This window comes from Amorphoplanes friuliensis DSM 7358 (genome assembly GCF_000494755.1).
Taxonomy (GTDB): Bacteria; Actinomycetota; Actinomycetes; order Mycobacteriales; family Micromonosporaceae; genus Actinoplanes; species Actinoplanes friuliensis.
Window position 1 is genome coordinate 3,580,559 of the sequence record NC_022657.1, and the last position, 19,852, is coordinate 3,600,410.

General features: G+C 73.4%; 18 protein-coding genes. 7 read left to right on the forward strand and 11 right to left on the reverse strand.

The features are described from left to right. Position 1 precedes the first annotated feature (1 nt). Positions 2-724 (forward strand): GAF and ANTAR domain-containing protein, encoded by a 723-nt coding sequence (locus tag AFR_RS16645; protein WP_148307982.1) that lies wholly within the window; start codon positions 2-4, stop codon positions 722-724. Here AFR_RS16645 and AFR_RS16650 read toward each other — a convergent pair. Genes AFR_RS16650 through AFR_RS16690 form a run of 9 tightly spaced genes read right to left on the reverse strand, consistent with a single transcriptional unit; the run spans position 705 to position 10,650 of the window. Further along, complete coding sequence (locus AFR_RS16650; protein WP_023361668.1) at positions 705-1,637, reverse strand: glycosyltransferase family 9 protein; 933 nt, start codon at positions 1,635-1,637, stop codon at positions 705-707. The genes AFR_RS16645 and AFR_RS16650 overlap by 20 nt on opposite strands. After that, positions 1,634-2,308, reverse strand: coding sequence for an SDR family oxidoreductase (locus tag AFR_RS16655; protein WP_023361669.1), 675 nt, complete (start codon positions 2,306-2,308; stop codon positions 1,634-1,636). Before AFR_RS16655 ends, AFR_RS16650 begins: the two co-directional genes overlap by 4 nt. Continuing rightward, positions 2,305-3,705 (reverse strand): PfkB family carbohydrate kinase, encoded by a 1,401-nt coding sequence (locus AFR_RS16660; protein ID WP_023361670.1) that lies wholly within the window; start codon positions 3,703-3,705, stop codon positions 2,305-2,307. Before AFR_RS16660 ends, AFR_RS16655 begins: the two co-directional genes overlap by 4 nt. Further along, complete coding sequence (locus AFR_RS47860) at positions 3,702-4,316, reverse strand: D-sedoheptulose-7-phosphate isomerase (RefSeq protein ID WP_023361671.1); 615 nt, start codon at positions 4,314-4,316, stop codon at positions 3,702-3,704. Before AFR_RS47860 ends, AFR_RS16660 begins: the two co-directional genes overlap by 4 nt. Then, positions 4,313-5,518 (reverse strand): glycosyltransferase, encoded by a 1,206-nt coding sequence (locus AFR_RS16670; protein ID WP_041840920.1) that lies wholly within the window; start codon positions 5,516-5,518, stop codon positions 4,313-4,315. Before AFR_RS16670 ends, AFR_RS47860 begins: the two co-directional genes overlap by 4 nt. Beyond that, a complete protein-coding gene (locus AFR_RS16675; protein WP_023361673.1) occupies positions 5,509-6,432 on the reverse strand; it encodes a glycosyltransferase in 924 nt (307 codons plus the stop codon). The genes AFR_RS16670 and AFR_RS16675 overlap by 10 nt, the downstream gene beginning before the upstream one ends. Next, the gene (locus AFR_RS16680) at positions 6,429-7,988 is read right to left on the reverse strand and encodes an HAD-IIIA family hydrolase (RefSeq protein WP_023361674.1); all 1,560 of its coding nucleotides are present in this window, start codon (positions 7,986-7,988) and stop codon (positions 6,429-6,431) included. The genes AFR_RS16675 and AFR_RS16680 overlap by 4 nt, the downstream gene beginning before the upstream one ends. Continuing rightward, positions 7,985-8,974, reverse strand: a complete 990-nt coding sequence (locus tag AFR_RS16685) for a glycosyltransferase family 2 protein (RefSeq protein ID WP_238547292.1) — start codon at positions 8,972-8,974, stop codon at positions 7,985-7,987. The genes AFR_RS16680 and AFR_RS16685 overlap by 4 nt, the downstream gene beginning before the upstream one ends. A 32-nt stretch (positions 8,975-9,006) precedes the next feature. Continuing rightward, complete coding sequence (locus AFR_RS16690) at positions 9,007-10,650, reverse strand: carbamoyltransferase family protein (RefSeq protein WP_023361676.1); 1,644 nt, start codon at positions 10,648-10,650, stop codon at positions 9,007-9,009. A 139-nt stretch (positions 10,651-10,789) separates the two neighbouring features. Here AFR_RS16690 and AFR_RS16695 point away from each other — a divergent pair, with 139 nt between their 5' ends. Beyond that, the gene (locus AFR_RS16695; protein ID WP_023361678.1) at positions 10,790-12,196 is read left to right on the forward strand and encodes an aldehyde dehydrogenase family protein; all 1,407 of its coding nucleotides are present in this window, start codon (positions 10,790-10,792) and stop codon (positions 12,194-12,196) included. Here AFR_RS16695 and AFR_RS16700 read toward each other — a convergent pair. Together AFR_RS16700 and AFR_RS16705 are read right to left on the reverse strand one after the other, a co-directional pair. Beyond that, a complete protein-coding gene (locus AFR_RS16700) occupies positions 12,166-12,900 on the reverse strand; it encodes a GAF and ANTAR domain-containing protein (protein WP_023361680.1) in 735 nt (244 codons plus the stop codon). The genes AFR_RS16695 and AFR_RS16700 overlap by 31 nt on opposite strands. Before the next feature lie 198 nt (positions 12,901-13,098). Next, a complete protein-coding gene (locus AFR_RS16705) occupies positions 13,099-13,812 on the reverse strand; it encodes a GAF and ANTAR domain-containing protein (RefSeq protein WP_023361682.1) in 714 nt (237 codons plus the stop codon). A gap of 440 nt (positions 13,813-14,252) precedes the next feature. Here AFR_RS16705 and AFR_RS16710 point away from each other — a divergent pair, with 440 nt between their 5' ends. From AFR_RS16710 to AFR_RS16730, 5 genes are all read left to right on the forward strand, one after another. After that, positions 14,253-15,071, forward strand: coding sequence for a SigB/SigF/SigG family RNA polymerase sigma factor (locus AFR_RS16710; protein ID WP_023361684.1), 819 nt, complete (start codon positions 14,253-14,255; stop codon positions 15,069-15,071). Positions 15,072-15,187: 116 nt separating this feature from the next. Then, positions 15,188-15,841, forward strand: a complete 654-nt coding sequence (locus AFR_RS16715; RefSeq protein WP_023361686.1) for an adenylate kinase — start codon at positions 15,188-15,190, stop codon at positions 15,839-15,841. A gap of 45 nt (positions 15,842-15,886) precedes the next feature. Beyond that, positions 15,887-16,696, forward strand: coding sequence for an ABC transporter ATP-binding protein (locus AFR_RS16720; RefSeq protein ID WP_023361688.1), 810 nt, complete (start codon positions 15,887-15,889; stop codon positions 16,694-16,696). A gap of 40 nt (positions 16,697-16,736) precedes the next feature. Further along, positions 16,737-17,735 carry an ABC transporter substrate-binding protein gene (locus tag AFR_RS16725; RefSeq protein WP_023361690.1) on the forward strand — a complete coding sequence of 333 codons (999 nt, stop codon included), beginning with the start codon at positions 16,737-16,739 and terminating at the stop codon, positions 17,733-17,735. A 2-nt stretch (positions 17,736-17,737) separates the two neighbouring features. Next, a complete protein-coding gene (locus AFR_RS16730) occupies positions 17,738-19,852 on the forward strand; it encodes an iron ABC transporter permease (RefSeq protein ID WP_023361692.1) in 2,115 nt (704 codons plus the stop codon).

The window sequence follows — 19,852 nt, forward strand, 5'->3', positions numbered from 1 at the left end:
CGTGGCGATCTTGCCACCTGGAGCCCAGGATTCCCCCGGGCCGTTGCACGACCGGCTGGTCGGGCTGGCCGGCATGCCGGACAGTGCGGCGTCGGTCGAGATCGATCTCATCGTTATCGCGCAGCTCGTGGCGAGCCGGGTCAAGGCCGTCGACTACGCCTCGGTCACCAGCCGGCGCGGCGGTGCCTATGCCACGGTCGCGACCAGCAGTGACGTCGCGCTGGCCGTCGACGCCGCCCAGTACGCCGACGATGCCGGTCCCTGCCTCGAGGCCCTGGACGGCGGTTATCCCGCGGCGGTGCCGGACATCGCCACGACGATCACCTGGCCGGGGTTCCGCGACGCCGCGGTCGGCATGGGACTGGCCTCGTCGCTGTCGATCCCGCTGGTGGCCGGGTCCGGCCGGACCGTCGCCGCACTGAACCTCTACAGCCACGACCCCGATGCCATGGCGGCCTTGACGACGTCCGTGTGGTCGGCCTACGACAGCGATCCGCCCGTGAACGCCCTCGACACGATCGGGGAGGGCGGGACCGAACTGGTCGCCGGTCTGACGGCCGCGCTGGAGGTGCGGGCGGTGATCCAGCGGGGGCTCGGCACGATCATGGGGATCGACCGGTGCGGCGCCGACGTGGCCTACCGGACGTTGTGCACGCTGGCCGAGGCGAGCGGCGACACGCTGTTCGCCGCCTCGGCGCGGCTCCTCATGGACAGCGAAGGCTGACCGCGGCGTCCGCTGCCTCCAGCACCTCGCGGGCCGTGATCCGGAGCAGGGCCGGGTGGGGATCCGGTCCGGGCGCGTCGCCCGGCTCGGCCCGGGTGCCGTGCCAGATCGCCCGATGGTACGCACGCGGCGGCGGCCCCCACCGGCCCGGCGACATCGGCCCGAACAGGACGACCGACGGTGTCGCGTACGCGGAAGCCAGGTGGGCGATGCCGGTGTCGCCGCTGATCACGAGGCGGGCGTGGGCGACGAGCGCGGCCAGCTCGCCGACACCCGTGCGTCCGGCGAGCACAGCACCGGGTGCCAGCCCGGCTTCCCCGGCGATCCACGTGGCGGCCGCGGCTTCGTCGTCCGAGCCGGTGACGACCACGTCGTGACCGCGGGCGACGAGACTTCGTGCCACTTCGGCGTACCGGCGGGCCGGCCAGCGACGGGTGGGTGACTTCGCGCCGGGGTGAACGATGGTCAGCCCGGTCGCGGCCACCGGCGACGGCACGGTGAGCGCCAGGTCCGCCGGGTCGGCAGGGGCGCCGTAGTGCCCGGTCAGCCGGCACCACCGGTGCACCTCGTGGTCCTCCTCCGACCAGGCCGGGCCGCCGGGGTGGCCGGCCCCGGCGTTCGCGAAGGCCCACAGCACGCCGGGGTGCGCGGACGCCAGCAACCGGTGCGACTCGGGGCCGCAGCCGTGGAGGTTGACCGCGAGCCGGGGAGCCGGGAGGTCCCAGGTCACGCCGGTGAGACCGGCGGTGGGCACGAGGTCGAGACCGCCGACCAGCTCGACCAGCGGGGAGAGCCAGGCCGGCGCGGCCAGGGCGACACGTTCGCCCGGCCGCGCCGCCCGCTGGACCGCCCGCAGGGCCGGGACCGCGGTGGCCAGGTCGCCGACCCCGAGGGCACGCAGGACCAGGATCACGGGTACGAGGTCTCCGTCTCGGCCGCGACGACCAGCTCACGGACAGCGCAGCCGGCGGGCTGGTTGAGCGCGAACATGATGGCCGCGGCGACGTTGGCGGGGTCGTTGAGGATGGCGTCCGGTCCGGGCTTGTACTGCTCGTCGCGGTCGTCGAAGAACTTCGTCCGCATGCCGCCCGGCACGATCAGCGTCACGCCGACCTTCCCGGCGAGTTCCGCGGCCAGCGAGCGCGTGAAGCCCACCACGCCGAACTTCGCGGCGCAGTAGGCGGTGGCGTCACCGACCGCCTTGACACCCAGCGTCGAGGCGACGGTGACGGCGGTGCCGTGCGACTCGACCAGCGCGGGCAGCGCGGCCCGGATCACGGCCGCGGTCGCGAACAGGTCGATGGTGACGATCCGTTCCCACGTCTCGGCGGGGATGTCGGCGAGCGCGCCGGGCACGTCCATCCCGGCCGCGGTGACCACGCCGTCCAGGCTTCCGGCCCGCTCGATCACGGTACGCGTGGCAGCCTCGGCGGCCCGGGTGTCGGCCAGATCGCACTCGACCCAGTCGACGCCGTCCGCGGGGGCCTGCCGGTCGATGACGTACGGGGTTCCGCCGGCCTTCGCGACGGCGTCGACGACGGCGGCACCCAGACCGCTCGATCCTCCGGTGACGAGCACGTTCATACTTTTCCTTCCGTCCTGCCGCGCGCGGCGGCGATCGTCCTGGTGGTGGAACGGCCGTCCAGGTACGGCACGATCACGGTCTGGCCGCCCCAGCGGTGCACGATCTCCGCCTCGGGCAGGCCGGGACCGCCGTCGGCGTAGTCGCCGCCCTTGACCCAGACGTCGGGGCGCAGCCAGGTGAGCACGGCTTCCGGGGTCGGCTCGTCGAACACCACGACGGCGTCGACGCAGTCGAGTGCCTCGAGGATCCGGCTGCGGTCCCGTTCGGCGTTCAGGGGCCGGTCGGGGCCTTTGAGCCTGCGCACCGAGTCGTCGGAGTTGAGGCAGACGATCAGGCAGTCGCCGAGGCTGCGGGCGGCGCGGAGCGTGGCGAGGTGGCCGACGTGCAGCAGGTCGAAGCAGCCGCCGGTGGCGACCACGATGCCGTTGCGCGCCCGTACCTCGGCGAGCACCTCGTCGACCGGGCGGCCGAGACCACCCGGGGCCGGCTCGGGCCCGGACCTCGCCGCCGCGGCCAGGCCACCCGCGGCCACGAAGGCGGTGGCACCGGCAACCGCTTGCTGAACCGCCTCGGACACCAGGGCGCCGTCCGCCAGCGCGAGTGCAGCACCGGCAGCAAAACGGTCGCCCGCGCCGCAGGTGTCGCCGTCGGCGGTGGACGGGGCCGGCACCACCAGCGGGGTCGGTCCGGCATGACACAGCACCGCACCGCGCGAGCCGCAGGTGACCGCCACAGCACCGGCCCGCCACCGCGTACGCAGCAGGTGGCCGGCCCGCTGGGCGGTGCTCAGCGCCGAGCCCTCACCGGCGTCGTCGGCGAGCTTGCGCACCTCGGCCTCGTTCGGGGTGACGAGCCGGACACCCGGGACCGGCGCCGGCCCGTTCGGGTGCGGGTCCCAGACCACGGGTGCGGACGCCTGTTCCAGCGCGGCCCGCAGTTGCGGGTGCCGGGCGACGCCACGGCCGTAATCGCTGACCAGGATGGCCGAGGCGCGGGCCAGCACGTCGCGGGCGGCCTGCGGCAGGTCACCGGACGGTGGGGACGGTGCGCCGCCACGGTCGAGTCGCAACAGGACCTGGCCGCCGGCGCGCAGCCGTACCTTCTCCGGGGTGGCGCCGGGCAGGTCCAGGGCGTAGACCTCGATGCCGGCCGCGGTGAGCAGCTCGCTGAGCCGCGCGCCACCCGCGTCCCCGGCCAGGGCGGTGATCAGGGCGACGTCGTGCTCACCACCGGCGGCGGCGAGCACCGCGGCCAGACCGGCGCCGCCCGCCCGGTCGTGGCGGCTGTCCTCGTCGAGCACCGGTGCGGGTGCGTCCGGGGCGACCCGGCGCACGTGGCCGTCGACGTCGCGGTCCAGCAGCGTGTCGCCGACCACGACCAGCAGTTTGCGGCTCACGTCAGCACCTCCAGGGACTCCGGAACTTTTCCCAGGACGGCCGGCAGCTCCCGGTCGACGTACTCGCAGAGGACGTGCACCGAGACCAGGTGGAGCTCCTGCACCACCTGGCTGTCGTCCGACGGGCAGCACAGCGCCTCCTCGGAGACGGCGGCCAGGGGGCTGTGCCCGGCGCCGACCATCGCCCAGGTCCGTACGCCGGTCTCCCGGGCGGCCTTCACCGCGGCGACCAGGTTCGGGCTGCGGCCGCTGGTGGAGAGCACGAGCAGGATGTCGCCGCGGCGGCCGTGCGCGCGGACCTGGCGGGCGAAGACCTCCTCGAAGCCGTAGTCGTTGGCAATGGCCGTGACCGCGGAGGAATCCGGGGTGAGAGCGATCGCGGAGAGCGGGATGCGCTCGTCGCGCAGACGCCCGACCAGCTCGGCCGCCAGATGCTGGGCCTCGGCCGCGCTGCCGCCGTTGCCGGCGACGAGCAGCCGTCCGCCCCGGCCGAGATGCCAGGCCAGCTCGCGACCCCAGCGGGCGAGCTGCCGGGCGGTGGCACGGTACGGGTCCAGGGCCGACGCCAGCGCGTCCAGATGACTGTCCAGCGGAGAGAACGTATCGGTCATGAAACAGCCTCACGGGTCGGTTCGCCGGCCACGGGGAGACCGGCGACATCGGTGTAGAGCGCGGTGAGCTGAGTGGCGACTCGCCGCCACGAGTACGAGTGGCCCGCCCGGTCGGCGGCGGCGGCCGCGTAACCCTGCCGCCGCAGGTCGTCGGCGAGCAGCCGCCGCAGGGTCAGGCCCAGGGCCCGCGGATCGTGGCTGGGCACCAGATCGCCGGTGATGCCGTCGACGACGGTGTCGGTGAGCCCGCCCACGGCGGTGGCCACGACCGGTATCCCGCACGCCATCGCCTCCAGCGGCGTCAGGCCGAACGGCTCGTACCAGGGGGTGGCGGCGAGCACGTCGGCGGACCTGTACCACCGGGGCATCTCCTGTGCCGGGACCGCGGGGACCAGCCGGACCCGGTCGCCGACACCGCAGTCGGCTGCGAGGGCGCGCAGGTCCCGGGCGTACGGCTCGCCGGGGTCACCACCGACGATCACCAGCTCGGCGTCCCCGACGAACCGCATCGCCCGGATCAGATCGGCGAAGCCCTTGCGCTCCACGAGCCGGCCCACGCTGAGGATCCGCCGACGGGCGGTACGCGTCTCGGCCGGCCCGTCGGGACGGAAACGGCTGGTGTTCACCCCCGAGGGGATCAGCGTCATCCGGGAACGGGGGACACCGAGCAGCAGCAGCTCCTGGATCTCGTCCTGGCACTGCACCACGATCCGGTCGACGATGCGGCCCAGCTGCCGCTCGTACGCGATCCGCCGCGGCGGGCTCGTGTCGGCGCTGCCCTGGTGCCTTCGTTTCACGGAGCCGAGGGCGTGGAACGTCTGCACCACCGGCACCGGGGTGTCACGGGTGGCGGTGACGGCGGCCAGCCCGCTCATCCAGAAGTGCGCGTGAGCCACGTCCGGCGGGCCGTTGTCGTCCCAGTCGGCGGCGAGCCAGGCCCCGAACGTGCCCATGTGCGGCAGCAACTCGTCCTTGGGGAGCACCGTCGCGGGCCCGGCCGGCACGTGGACGACCGTGTACCCGTCCGCCTCCACACGTTCCGGGGTGCGGGGATCGTCGCGGCGGGTGTAGACCTGCACCTCGTGACCCTGGTCCGCGAGGGTGGCGCACAGTTCGGCGACGTGGGCGTTCTGGCCGCCCGCGTCGGTGCCGCCCAGGGCGGCCAGCGGGCTGGCGTGTTCGGAGATCATCGCTATGCGCACGTTTCCTCCAGCAGTAGGCGGTCCCAGTCCGCGAGGAACCGGTCGAGGCCGTACCGGATCAGGGAGACCTGGCGGGCCCGGTCACCGAAGCGGCGGGCTGCTTCGGGTTCCTCGATCAGCCACCGGGCGGCCTCGACGAGCGTGTCGACCCGGGTGGCGAGCACACCGGCGTCGTCCGGGACGGCCGCGACCGCCTCGGTGGTGGCCAGGGCGAGCACGGGCATGCCCATCTGCATGGCCTCGATCAGGCTCAGGCCGAGGGAGGTCCAGCGGCAGAGGTGCAGGTAGGCACGCCGCCGGGCGACGGCCGCGTGCATCTCGGCCTGGGGTGGATCGTCGAAGGCGGTGATGCCGTCCCCGGTCAGGCCGGCCACGCCCATGCCGAAGACGTCCAGGGGTGCGACGGCGGCGAAGCGGGGGAACAGGTCGGTGCCGGTGACGCGGCCCCGGCGTACGGGCTCGTTGGTGACGACGGCGAGCCGGTCCAGGTCGCCGGTCCACCGCACGGCCGGCTCGACGATGCCGTGCTCGATGACGGTGGTGCGGGTCGCCCCGGTGTCCCAGAACAGCTCGTTGAAGTGCGTGACGTGCGCGATGATCAGGTCGTCGCGGTCGGCCAGCGGGTGCCGCGTCTCCGGGACGTCGCCCTTGGGGGTGTTGTGCTCCACGTAGATCTTCGGCGCGCGGATGCCGGCGACCCGCTCGACCTCCTCGGGCCGCTGCAGGATCACCACGTCGACGTCCGTCACCTCGGCCAGGTCGACCTCCTCGACGGTGTCGGGCCAGTCGAAGGTCCGGGCCCGTCCACGCCCCCAGGCGTCGCGTTCGGCGTTGACCGGGACCAGATAGCGGTGTTTGCCCTGGACGAACGAGGTCGTCCAGGAGCCGTGCACGTGCCACAGCAGGATGTTCACGCGGCGATCTCCTCGGATAAGGCAGGTGCGGGCACGCCGAGCAGGCGCACCGCGGCAACCACGTCACTCGGGGCGACGCCGCTCAGGCACGGGTGCCCGGGCACCGGGCAGATCGTGGCCCGGGTGTTCCGGCAGGGTGCCGCGGCGTCACCGAGGCGCACGTGCGGCACCCGGTAGGGACCCCACTGCCCGAACGGGACGGTGGGGGCGTAGAGGCTGACGACCGGTGTGCCGACCGCGGCGGCGAGGTGCGCCGGGCCGGTGTTGGCGGACACCAGGCAGTCCGCGCCGGCGATGAGGCGGGCCAGCCCGGCCAGGGTGGTCGGACCGGCCGGCTCACCACCGACCTGGTCGGCGAGGCCCTGTTCGCCGGGCCCGGCGGTCACGATCACCCGATGACCGGCGGCGGTCAGCGCGTCGACGATGCGCCGGACGACCTCCGGCGGGCAGGCGCGGGCGGTCACCGACGCACCCGGATGCACCACCAGGTAGCCACCCCGCTCCTGCGGCTCGACGGCCACCCGCAGGCGGCCGTCGTCGCCGGCCGGCAGCCCGAAACCCGCTGCGGCGGCGACGCTGCGGGCCCGTTCGGCCTCCGGCAGCCCGTCCGGTACGCGGTGACGAACGTCCAGCAGCGAGCCGGGGTAGTCCTCGCTGATCGCGGTGATCCGGGGCGTACCGGCGGCGCGCAGCAGCAGCGCGAGGGGCAGAGCGGACTGGTGGAACGAGGTGAAGACGACAGCCTCGTCGGCCTGCACCGCCGCAAGTTTGCCGGTCAGCCGTCGCAGGGTGCCGGCGTCGACGGGCTGAGGCTGCGGGTCGATCCAGGGCAGACGTTCCTCGATGATGGCGTCGACCCCGGGCAGCAGCTCGGCCGCCGCCCGCCCCCGCGGACCGCACAACAGCACGACCCGGCGGGCGCCGGCCGCGACCGCGCGGATCGCGGGCCCGGTCAGCAGCACGTCACCCGCGGAGTCGGACCGGACGACGAGGACCGTGCCGGCCCGGGGCCGGGGCGTGGCTGTGACCAGAGCCTGACGCTCGAGGATCAGGTCGGCCGCCGCCGTCAGATCGGCGACGACTGCGGGTGCCGCCGCGACCTCGTCCGGCAGCGTGACAGGAGTGGGCACCAGGACACCGGCCGCACCCGCGGCGGCAGCAGCGGCCATGTCCCGGCCGATGTCACCGACCACGACGCACCGCGCGGGTGTGGTGCCCAGGGCCGCCGCCGCGGCGGTGACCAGCCCGGGGGCGGGTTTACGGCAGCGACAGCCGGCCGTGTCGTCGTGCGGGCACACCTGCCAGGTGTCGAACGGCCCGAGCAGATCCTCCACGCGGGCGTTGACGGCGGCGAGCTGCTCCGGCGTGAACAGACCACGGGCCAGCCCGGACTGATTGGTGACCACCCCGAGGCGCAGCCCGGCGGCACGCAGGCGGTCGAGCGCGGCCCGGGCGCCGGGCATGGGCGTGACCAGGGCCGGATCGCCGTTGTAGGGGACGTCCGCGATGAGCGTGCCGTCCCGGTCGAACAGGACGGCGTCGTGGAGGGCCGTCACCGGGCGGCCACCGGCTCACGGCCCGGCACCCGGAGCACCTGCGGGCGGGCGCCGCGCCAGGCCAGCCAGCCGCGCAGCCAGTGCGCCACCGCAACCGGCGGGATGACGGCGCTGGTGGCGAGCATGGTGGAGACCTCGCGACGGTCACGCGGACCGGGTGCGATGCGGGCGGCGGCGAACTCGGCGGTCGCGCCGGCCCAGACCAGAGCGGCCAGCCCGGCCGCGGCCGTCCAGCCGGGTCGAGCGGTGCGGGCGGCCAGGACCGTGCACCCGAGTGCCGTCACCGCGGCCGCCGTGATGACAGCGTGCCGGCTCCGGCGTCCGGGCGGGATCTCGAGGAGCTCCCGCCAGGACGGGCCGTAGAGGCGGCGCAGCAGGGCGTCGTCGGCGTTGCCCCGCTGGGTGCGGACGCTGACCCAGCGGCTCTCCGGGCGTACCGGATGGGTCACTGTCCTGGTCCCGCGGACCAGGCGCCCGCCCGCCTGCCGGACCCGGTGGGCCAGCTCGGCGTCCTCGCGGAAGGCGCGGGGGAGCCGCTCGTCGAAGCCGCCGGCCGCCTCGAGCGCCTCACGCCGGTAGGCCATGTCCGCCGTGATCCACGCGCCGTCGGCGAGGGCGGCGGTGACCCGTTCCCAGTCGGTCGGACGCCGGTCAGCGGGCAGCGGGACGTGCAGACGGCCCTGGACACCGGCGGCGCCGGTGCCGGTCAGGTCCTCGGCCAGGCGGACCGCCCAGTCCGGGCCGGGCAGCACGTCGTCGTCGAGGAACGCCACCCAGGCGTGCCGGGCGGCGCGCCAGCCGAGGTTGCGGGCGGCGGCGGGACCGGCGGCCCGCCCCGCGATGATCCGTGCCTCGATCCCCGGCGGCAGTGACAGCGGTGTCCGCGCCGACGGCCGGTCGTCGACCAGGATCAACTCTGTCGGCAGTGGACAGGGTGCACCCGCGGAGAGGGCTTCCAGCAGTGCGGTCAGACTGGGCCTCCCCACCGTCGGCACCACGATCGAGACACCGGGTCCGGTCACCGGGCGCCGCCGAAGGTGGTGGCCCTGTGAACTGCGAACGGGCCCAGAGCCAGCAGGTCGACGGGCGCCGACCCGAAGAGCTCCATCGCCTCGCGCGGGGTGTCGACCATCGGCCGTCCCGCGGTGTTGAGCGAGGTGTTGACGACCACGGGCAGACCGGTGAGCTTGTCGAACTCGGCGAGCAGCTCGGCCACCAGCGGTTCGGTCTCCGTGTGCACCGTCTGGACGCGGGCGGTGCCGTCGACGTGCACGACGGCGGGGATCCGGTCCCGCCACTCGCTCTTCACCCGGTGCACGAAGAGCATGTAGGGGCTGGGATAGACCCCGTCGAAGATCTCGCTGAACCGTTCGGCCCGGACCATCGGCGCGATCGGGCGGAACTGCTCCCGGCCCTTCACGTTGTTCATCCGCGTCGTGGTGTCGGCGTCACCGGGGTGGGCCAGCAGCGACCGGTGACCCAGTGCGCGGGGCCCGTACTCGCTGCGGCCCTGGTACCAGGCGACGATGCCGTTGCCGGCCAGGACCCGCGCGGCCTCGGCGGCGATGGAGGCGGGCCGGGTGTAGGGCAGCGCGGCCCGGCGCAGTTCCTCCTCCAGCTCCTGGTCACTCCAGCCGCGGCCCAGGTCGGCGCCGGTGAAGGGTACGAGCGGACCGGCGTCGCGGGCGACCGTGAGCGCGGCGCCCAGCGCGGTGCCGGAGTCGCCCGCCGCCGGCTGCACCCACACCCGGTCGTACGGTCCCTCGGCCGCGATCCGGGCGTTCGCCACGCAGTTCAGCGCGGTGCCACCGGCCAGGGCCAGGGTGGACGGCCCGCCCGCCGCGTCGTACGTCCAGCGGGCGAGGTCCAGCAGCACTTCTTCGAGGCGGGCCTGGACGCTGGCGGCGAGGTCGGCGTGGGTCTCGCCCATCTCCGCGTCGGCGGTCCGGGGCTTGGCCAGGGCGGACCAGTCGATGCGCTCCACAGTGAAGCCACCGTCGTCGTTCGCGTGCACGAGCTCACGCAGCAGCCCCAGGAAACGCGGGGTCCCGTACGACGCGAGCGCCATCACCTTGTACTCGTCGCTGGAGTGCTGGAAGCCCAGATGACGGGTGAGGTCCTCGTAGAGCAGCCCGAGGGAGTGGGGGAGCTGCTGGGCGGCCAGGACGTCGAGCGACCCGCTGCGGTAGACGCCGGCGAGGTGACTTGCGGTCTCGCCCCGGCCGTCGAGCACGAGCACGGCGGTGTCGTCGCCGAGGGCGAGACCGGCCGACGCCGCGTGGGCGACGTGGTGCGGAACAAAACGGACCCGATCGGGGTCGAGGCCGGGCAGTGCCGCGGCGAGGAACTGTGGTGCCCGGCGGGCGTAGTCGACGCGCAGGTGGTCCCACGGGTCGTTGAGGCCGAGCTCGGCCGCGTCGCGGCTCAGGGCCGGGTCGAAGGAGTAGACGACCGCGTCGAGGTCGTCCGGACGCAGGCCCGCCGACTCCAGGCACCAGGCGGCGGACAGCTCGGGTAGTTCCCAGGCGGAGAAGGGAACGGGTCGCTTGCCGTGCTTACGCCGGCTGAACCGTTCCTCCTCCGCGGCGGCCACCGTCCGTCCGTCGACGACCAGGGCGGCGGCCGGGTCATGGAAGATCGCGTTGATGCCCAGGACTCGCATGGGTGGGCGGCGTACCCGGCGATCTACCACCTATTCTCTTGATCATCGACTTCTCGGGAAAATATTTCTCCCTTCCGGACCTGCACTGATAGTCGTGCGGTGACCGTTTGAGGGATTCGCCGCCGGGCATGCGGCGACCATGTACGAGACCCGACATCTGATCGCCGGCGCCTGGACGACCGGTGATTCCTCCCGTCATCTGACCGTGCTCGACCCGGCCGACGGCTCCCCGGTCACCCGGTGCGCGATCGCCGGACCGGCCGAGGTCGGTGCCGCCGTCGACGCCGCCCGGGCCGCGGCGCCCGGCTGGGCGCGGACGTCTCCCGGTGCCCGCGCGGCGGCGTTGCACGCGGCCGCGAACGCCGTGGAGGCCGCGACCGGGGAACTCGCCGCGATCATGTCCGCCGAGATGGGCAAGCCGGTCGGGGGAGCGGCCGACTCGATCGCCGCGGGTGTCGGCACCCTGCGCCAGTACGCCGAGCTCGGACCCACTCATCGGGGCAAGGCGCTGGCCGGCAACGACGACGCGATCGACCTGATGGCGTACGGCCCGCGGGGTGTCGTCGCCGTGATCACGCCGTGGAACGATCCCGTCGCGGTGTCGTGCGGCCTCATCGGAGCGGCCCTGGTCACCGGGAACACCGTGGTGCACAAGCCCAGCGAGCGCACCCCGGCGACCGGTCACCGGCTGGCCGAGCTGCTCGCACCCCACTTCCCGGACGCGGTCCTCTCGCTGCTCAGCGGTGACGGCGAGACCGGTGCGGCACTCAGCGGCGCCCCGGTCGACGTGGTCGCCCACGTGGGGTCGACCGCGACCGGGCGGGCCATCGCGGCGGCCTGTGCCCGCACCGGCGCCAAGGCGCTGCTGGAGAACGGCGGCAGTGACCCGCTCGTCGTCGACGCCGACGTCGACCCCGTCTGGGCGGCGGGGCAGGCCGCTCTGGGAGCTTTTGCGAACTCCGGCCAGATCTGCACCTCTGTGGAGCGGATCTACGTGCACGCCGATCAGGCCGAGGCGTTCTCGGCGGCGCTGGTCACCGAGGCGGAGAAGTGGGCCGGTGAGATCGGCCCGCTGGTCGACACCCGGCTGCGCGACGCGGTGCATGCCCAGGTGCAGGCCGCAGCCGGGGCGGGCGCCCGGATCCTGACCGGTGGGTCGGTGCCGGAGGGTCCCGGCGCCCACTACCCGCCGACGGTGCTCACCGGCTGCACCGACGACATGGCGGTCGTGCGCGAGGAGACCTTCGGCCCGGTCGCGGCGGTGGTGACGGTGGACTCGTTCGACGTGGCCCTCGAACGGGCCGCGGACTCAAGCTACGGCCTGGCCGCGACCGTGCTGACGGCCTCGATGAGTCACGCCCAGCGCGCCTGGCGGGAGCTGGCGGCCGGCACGGTCAAGATCAACGCCGTCTTCGGTGGAGCTCCGGGCGGTGCCGCGCAACCGCGCCGCGCCAGCGGCGACGGTTTCGGGTACGGCCCGGAGCTGCTCGACGAGCTGACCGTCCTCAAGGCTGTTCACCTCGAGGCGCCACCCGGGGGCTGGTAGTTCGGGGACTGGGTCGCCGCGACCAGCGCCGCGGCGACCTCCCGGACCTTGCGGTTGGAGTCCTGCGAGGCCCTCGTGAGGATCGCGAACGCCTCGTCGGCGGTGCACCGCCGTTCGCCCATGATGATGCCCTTGGCCTGCTCGATCACCGCACGGTTCTCCATGGCGGCCTGCATGTGCTGGGCCAGGCTGGCCGTGCTGTCGTACAGGTGGGCGTTGGCCAGGGCGGTGCCCGCATAACCCGCGAACGTCCGGGCCAGCCGGATCGTGGCGTCGTCGAAGGCGTGCCGGCGCCGCCCGTAGATGTTCACCGCACCGTCGATGGTGTCGAGGATCGGCAGGCCGACCGAGAGGCTGCTGCCGATCCCGGCCGCCGAGGCGTGCGCCGCCCAGCCGTCCCACCGGTCGTCGTCCGTGGTGTCCGGGACGGAGACGGTGGCCTGGCCGGCGGCGGCGTCCAGGCAGGGGCCGGTCCCTTTCCGGTACTGCACCTCGTCGAGCTGCAGGGCGGTGTCGCCGGTGAACGCGGCGGTGTGCGGGCCGGTGCGGGGCACCAGGGTGATCGAGACCTCGGCGGCCCCCGGCAGCTTGGCCTTGGCCAGACCGGCGACGCGGTCCAGGACGCCGTCGAGGTCGGTGTCGGAGAGTTTGATGCGGCCGAGCTCCGCGAAGACGGAACCCGGATCGGTGGGATCCTGCGCCATGTACGTCCAGAAACCTCGCAGCGGGCACAGCGCCACAGCCGGGCAAATGTGCGGAACGGGCGGATTGCTGCCCGGAGGATCGATGTCCTCCGGACCCGCGCCGCTGCTTGACGCTGGTTCCCTGACGGACCATGGGCCCATCAGTTGCAGAGTTGTCATATTACCCGAGGGTCCGGGCGCCGTGAGACCGGGGAAGCGTCAGTTTCCGTCCCGCACCGCGGTGGCCACCAGTGCCTGCGCGACGTCGCGAAGCTTCCGGTTGGAGTCCTGGGACAGCTTGCTCAGGATGCGGAACGCCTCGTCGGGAGAGCACCGCCGTTCGCCCATGATGATGCCCTTGGCCTGCTCGATCACCGCGCGGCTCTCCATTGCAGCCTGCATCTGCTCGGCCAGGGTCGCGGTGACGTCGTAGAGGTGGGCGTTGGCCAGCGCCACGGCCGCATAACCGGAGAACGTCCGCGCCAGCACGACCGCGTCCTCGTCGAACGCGTCCGGCTCGGTGCCGTAGATGTTGAGGGCGCCCGTGACCCGCTGCGCCACCGGCAGTCCGACCGACAGGGCACTGTGTACTCCCGCCTCCAGCGCCCGCTTCCGGTAGTCCGGCCAGCGGTCCTCCTGAGCGAGATCGGGCAGGGAGACCGTGGAGGTGGTCGCCGCCGCGTCGAGGCAGGGGCCGGTGCCGAGCTCGTACTGCCGCTCGTCGAGCTGGAGCGCCACGTCACCGGTGAACGCCGCGGTGTGCGGGACGCTGTCCCGGATCAGGGTCACCGACACCTCCGCGGCGCCGGGAATGGTCCGCTTCGCCAGCTCGGCGACCTTCTGCAGGACATCGTCGAGGCTGGTCTCGGTGAGCTTGATCCGGCCGAGCTCGGCGAAGGCCTCGGTAGGGTCGATCGGCTCCTGGTCGGTCACGGCGGATTCCCCTCGAGCGGGCACACCGCAGGCGTCGGCCGCGGACGTGCGCAGGTCACTGCAGGAATGCCCCCACCGGACCGAGTGGGTTGTCCGGGACCTGCGCCGCTTTTTGACGCTGGGCTCGCCGGCGCCTTCCGGGGTACCGGCCACAGACGGCCAGCATAGAGGACCGGCAGACGCCGGGAGCCTCGGCCGCCGCGGGGCGGAGGAGACCGTCCCGGCGGAAAACGTCCGGTGATGCTTGGTCCTTTCGGCTTGCCCGACATCATCCTTTCGGCTAGCGTCCAGTCATCGGTCAAGCCAGGTGCCGAGTCCTGACGTGCAGTACGACGCCGCAGGACGGTGCCGGCCCGACACTCTGAGTACCGTTCCTCGCGCTCGTGCTGTGGCGCGCCCTGGGGGTCCTCCGGAGCGCGCTGCGTTCGAGAGGAACCACCATGAATGCATCGGTTGCCGACGCCTGCCGCACACACCAGCCCCGCAGGTCCGGCCAATTCCCGCCCACCGACGCCGACAAGCGTGCCAACGAGATGGTCATCGCCCTCGCGGCCATGGCTCCGGACGATCCTCGCCGGGCCGCCCTGCGCCGCCGGACCATCGAGGCCTGGCTGCCGATGGCGCAGCGGCTGGGCCGTCGTTACGCCGGGCGCGGCGAGAACCTCGACGACCTGCAGCAGGTCGCCATGGTCGGACTGATCAAATCGGTCGACCGGTTCGACGCCGAACGCGGTGACGACTTCGTCGGGTTCGCGGTTCCCACCATCCTCGGTGAGCTCCGGCGTCACTTCCGCGACCGCACCTGGTCGATGCGGGTGCCCCGCAAGGTGCAGGAGATGCGGCTGGCCATCAACGAGGCCAACGCGACGCTCTTCCACAAGCTCAACCGGCTGCCCACCGTCGCCGACATCTCGCAGCACCTCGGTGTCAGCGAGGAGGACGTGCTCGAAGGACTCGAGGGTGGCCGGGCCTACCGGGCGACCTCGCTGTCCACGCCGGTCGCCGCCGACGCCACGGTCGTGCTGGCCGACACGCTGGCCGAGGAGGAGCACGGCTACGACCTGGTCGAGATCCAGCTGGCCCTCGGCCCGGCGCTGGCCCGGCTCACCGCCCGCGAGCGGCAGATCCTGGCCATGCGGTTCTGGGGCAACCAGACGCAGTCGGTCATCGCCGAGAAGGTGGGCGTCTCGCAGATGCACATCTCCCGGATCCTGAGCACCACCCTGGCCAAGCTGCGCACCGAACTCACCGTCGACTGAGCGTCACGGACCCGCGCCCGGAAAGACCCGGTGCGCGGGTCCGTGACAACCGGCCTGCCGGATGTCAGCCTTGATCGTTCGTCGCGCGGGTGCCGGCGGCCGGGAGAGGACGACTCATGCGGGTGTTGATGGTCGCGCCACCGGGCGCGGGCAAGGGAACCCAGGGCGCGGTGATCGCCGCGCACTTCAACATCGCGCACATCGCGACCGGCGACCTGCTCCGGGAGCACGTGGCCAAGCAGACCGAGCTGGGCCGGGCCGTCCGTCACCATCTCGACCGCGGTGAGCTCGTCCCCGACGAGATCGTCCTCGACATGGTGACGGACGCCTTCGCGGCGGCCAAGGAGAACGGTGGCGGGTACGTCCTCGACGGCATGCCCCGCAACATGGCCCAGGCGCGCACGCTCTACAAGATCGCCCTGGGTCTCGGGATGACCGCGAACGTGGCGCTGCACCTCAAGGCCGGTGACGACGAGCTCATCCGCCGGCTGCTGGCCCGCGCCGCCCTGGAGCACCGCACCGATGACACCGAACCCGTGATCCGGCGCCGGCTCGCGCTCTACCACGAGGTCACCCACCCGATCGTCGCCTGGTACGCCGAACGCGGCATCCTCGTCTCGGTCGACGCCATGCAGCCGGTCGAACGTGTCGCCCGCCAGATCCTCACGGCCCTCGAGGCGATGCGCCCGCTGCTGGAACACGTGCCGGAGAGCGCCCGCCGCCCGGTCGACCTCACCGGCCTGGGAGCCGCGTTCGGCACCGAGGACTGACCGGCCGCCGCACCAGCGGCTTCGACCTTAGGTTAGCCTGCCCTAATGAACCTGACGGGCGAAGGGCTGACGCTGGCCTACGACGGCTGCACCGTGGTCCACGAGGCGGCCATCACGCTGCGCGCCGGCGAGGTTGTCGCGCTGGTCGGGCCCAACGGCTCCGGCAAGTCGACGCTGCTGCGGTCGCTCGCGCGGCTGCACACCCCGCAGTCCGGTTCGGTCACGCTCGGCGGCGGCACCGACGCGCTCGCCCTGCGGCCGAGGGACTTCGCCCGCCGGGTCACCCTGCTCACCCAGTCGCACCCCACTCCCGGTGGCGTCCGGGTCCGGGAGGTCGTCGCGTACGGGCGGCACCCGTACCGTGGCCGCTTCGGATCCGGTGACGCCGACGGGTCCGCGGTCATCGACCGGGCCATGCGGCTGACCGGCGTGACCGGCATGGCCGAGCGTCCCGTCGACGAGCTGTCCGGCGGTGAGCTGCAGCGGGTCTGGCTCGCCACCTGCCTCGCGCAGGACACCGGTGTGGTGCTGCTCGACGAGCCCACCACGTTCCTCGACGTGCGCTACCAGATCGAGACCCTCGACATCGTGCGCGATCTGGCCGACGAGCACGGCGTCGCCGTCGGGGTGGTCCTGCACGACCTCGACCAGGCCGCCGCCGTCGCCGACCACGTGATCCTGCTGCACCAGGGCCGGATCCGCTCCACCGGGCGCGCCGCCGACGTGCTCGTCGCCGACGTGCTGACCGAGGTCTACGGCGTGCGCATCGACGTCCACGTCGACGACGACGGGCGTGTCCGCACCCAGCCGGTCGGCCGGCACACCACCCGTTTCCGCGGTCTGTCTCCCGCCTGATCACGGCACCGGCCGGTGCCCGACCCCCCGAAGGAAAACCATGCGCATCACCCTTCCCCGCCGGACGCTCGTGGCCGCGGCCGCCGTGTCGGCGCTGCTGCTCGCCGCCTGCGGCACCACCGAAAACCCGGCGGACACCGCGGGCCCGTCGACGGGCGTGTCGTCCGGCCCGGTCGACCTCACCGACGAGCGCGGCAAGGTGCACCTCGACGCGCCGGCCAAGGCGGTCGTGTCCCTCGAGTGGGGACTCACGGAGGGTCTCGTCGCCCTCGGTGTGAAGCCGGTCGGCCAGGCCGACGTCAAGGGTTACAACAACTACGACACCGTGGCGCCGATCGACGCGTCGACACCCGACGTCGGCACGCGCGGTGAGCCCAGCGTCGACGCGATCGTCGCGCTCAAGCCGGATCTGGTCGTCACGACCACCGACCTGCCCGAGAACGTCATCGCGTCGCTGGCCGGCCAGGTCCCCGTGATCGCGCTGCGCGGCTCCGACGGGACCGACCCGATCGGCTACATGAAGCGCACGGTCCAGACCCTCGCCCAGGCCACCGGTACGCAGGCCCAGGGCGAGAAGCTGATCGCCGACTTCGACGCCAAGATCACCGCAGGCAAGGACGCGCTGGCCAAGGCGGGCAAGAAGAACGCGCCGTTCACGATGTCCGACGGCTGGATCGACTCTGGCACCGTCTCGGTCCGCATGTACACGCCCGGATCCTTCTTCGGCGGTGTCGCGGCTGAGCTCGGCCTGGAGAACCAGTGGACCACCGGCGGTGACAAGGACTACGGCCTCGCGCAGACCGACATCGAGGGCCTGACGAAGATCACCAACCCGGAGACCACCTTCCTGTACGTCGCCAACGACGCGGACGGTGGCCCCGCCTTCGTCAAGGCGCTCACCGGCAACGCCGTGTGGAAGCAGCTGCCGTTCACCAAGGCGGAGAACCTCCACCGCATCCCGGACGGCATCTGGATGTTCGGCGGACCGCCGTCGGCCGGTGCCTACGTCGACGCCGTCGTCGCCGCGTTCACCGGCTGACGATGACCGGCACCATCGGTACGGTCGCCGCACCGCCCCGTGACCCGGCGACCGTACCGGGGACCTCGAAGCGCGGTCTGCTGATCGCGTTCGGGGCGGCCCTGGTGCTGCTGCTGGTCCTCTCGGCAGTGCACCTCACGCAGGGCACCGCCGCACTGAGTCTCGGGGAACTGCTCCGCGCGGTCACGCCGTGGGCCGCCGCCGACGACAGCCGGGCGCAGACGGTGGCCGTGCTCGTCGCCAGCCGGCTGCCCCGGCTGCTGGCCGCCCTGCTCGTCGGTGTTGCCGTCGGCATCTCCGGCGGTGTGCTGCAGTCGGTGGCCCGCAACCCGCTGGCCAGCCCCGACACGCTGGCCGTCAACGCCGGTGCGTACGTCACCGTCGTGGCCGTCGCCGCGTTCGGGATCGCCGTGCCGTTTGTCGTCGGCGGGCTGGTCGCCTTCCTCGGCGGACTGGCCGCGTCCGGGCTGGTGCTGCTCGTCGCCCGCGGCGGCGCGGCGGGCCCGGCGCGGCTCGTGCTGGCGGGCTCCGCCGTCGCGCTGGCCCTCAACGCACTGACCTCCGTGCTGCTCATGCTCTTCCAGCAGAACACCGTGGGGTTGTTCGCGTGGGGGAGCGGCTCGACCGTGCAGTCCGGCCTGGGCCAGGTCGCCCTGGGCGCACCACTGGTCGCCGTCGGAGTCCTGGGCACACTGCTGCTGGCGCACCGCCTCGACGTGCTCGGCCTCGGCGACGACCCGGCCCGGGTGCTGGGCGTCGACGTCCGGCGTACCCGGGTGCTCGCCGTGGTGCTCGCCGTCCTGCTCGCGGCGACCGCGGTCACCATCACCGGGCCGATCGGCTTTGTCGGCCTCGCCGGTCCGGTCGTCGCCCGTCTGGTCGCCCGCCGCGTGCCCGGGCTCGGCCGGCACCTGCTGGTGCTGCCGTTCGCCGCCCTGCTCGGTGCCCTGATCATCGTCGGCGCGGACGTGCTGCTGCGCCTCGTGCTGCCCGCGGCCGCCTCGATCTCCGTGCCGACCGGTGTGGTCACCACGCTGGCCGGTGCGGCCCTGCTCGTCCATCTCGCCCGGCGGATCCCGGTGGGCGGCCAGGCCTCCGGCCCCGCCCGGGGCAGCCACGGCACCGTCCGCTCCCGGTTCTGGGTCACGGCGGTCGCCGTGGTGCTCGTGGTCGCGCTCGCCGGTGCGTTCGTCGCCGCGCTGCTGCTCGGCGACCGCCTGGTCCTGCTGGGCGACGTCACCAACTGGTGGCGGGGCGCCGCCGGCCGTGAGGTGACGTTTGTCCTCGACCAGCGCTGGCCCCGGGTGCTGGCGGCCCTGCTCGGCGGGGCCGCCCTGGCGCTCGCCGGTGCGGTCGTGCAGAGCGTGAGCCGCAACCCCCTCGCCGAGCCCGGTCTGCTGGGTGTCACACCCGGCGCCGGTGTCGGCGCGGTGGCCGTGGTGCTGCTGTTCCCCGGGATCGGCGTCTGGCCGGTCATGGGCGCCGCGACCCTGGCCGCGCTCGGGACGTTCGCCCTGGTCTACCGGCTCGCGGCGGGGCGGGGCGCCGGCTCCGACCGGCTCGTCCTCATCGGTATCGGTGTCAGCGCGGCAGCCCTCGCCGTCACCACGCTCATCGTGCTCGTCGCCTCGCCGTGGAACACCAACCTGGCACTCACCTGGCTGTCCGGATCCACGTACGGGCGTACCTCCGGCCAACTGGTGCCGGTGGCGGTCGCGCTGCTGGTGGGCCTGCCGCTGGCCGTGGCCGGCGCCCGGACGCTCGACCTGGTCGCGATCGACGAGGACGTGCCGCGGGTCCTCGGTGTGCCCCTCGACCGCACCCGGCTGCTCCACCTGACGCTGGCCGCCGTCCTGACCGCAGCCGCCGCGTGTGCGGTCGGTGCCCTGGCGTTTGTCGGGCTCGTCGCCCCGCACGCGGCGCGGGCGCTCGTCGGGGCACGGCACAGGTGGGCGCTGCCCGTCTCCGCCGGGCTCGGGGCGCTGCTGGTCAGCGTGGCCGACACCCTCGGCCGGACGGTTTTCGCTCCCGCGCAGATCGCCGCCGGACTCGTGACCGCCCTGATCGGTGCGCCCTATTTCCTCTGGCTGTTGCGCCGCACTCGCACGCGCGGCTGA

Excerpts from the sequence above, each read along its gene's own strand:
- AFR_RS16655 (WP_023361669.1), bottom strand. The coding sequence starts at position 2,308 with ATGAACGTGCTCGTCACCGGAGGATCGAGCGGTCTGGGTGCCGCCGTC.
- AFR_RS47860 (WP_023361671.1), bottom strand. The coding sequence starts at position 4,316 with ATGACCGATACGTTCTCTCCGCTGGACAGTCATCTGGACGCGCTGGCG.
- AFR_RS16690 (WP_023361676.1), bottom strand. The coding sequence starts at position 10,650 with ATGCGAGTCCTGGGCATCAACGCGATCTTCCATGACCCGGCCGCCGCC.
- AFR_RS16695 (WP_023361678.1), top strand. The coding sequence starts at position 10,790 with ATGTACGAGACCCGACATCTGATCGCCGGCGCCTGGACGACCGGTGAT.
- AFR_RS16700 (WP_023361680.1), bottom strand. The coding sequence starts at position 12,900 with ATGGCGCAGGATCCCACCGATCCGGGTTCCGTCTTCGCGGAGCTCGGC.
- AFR_RS16710 (WP_023361684.1), top strand. The coding sequence starts at position 14,253 with ATGAATGCATCGGTTGCCGACGCCTGCCGCACACACCAGCCCCGCAGG.
- AFR_RS16715 (WP_023361686.1), top strand. The coding sequence starts at position 15,188 with ATGCGGGTGTTGATGGTCGCGCCACCGGGCGCGGGCAAGGGAACCCAG.
- AFR_RS16720 (WP_023361688.1), top strand. The coding sequence starts at position 15,887 with ATGAACCTGACGGGCGAAGGGCTGACGCTGGCCTACGACGGCTGCACC.
- AFR_RS16725 (WP_023361690.1), top strand. The coding sequence starts at position 16,737 with ATGCGCATCACCCTTCCCCGCCGGACGCTCGTGGCCGCGGCCGCCGTG.
- AFR_RS16730 (WP_023361692.1), top strand. The coding sequence starts at position 17,738 with ATGACCGGCACCATCGGTACGGTCGCCGCACCGCCCCGTGACCCGGCG.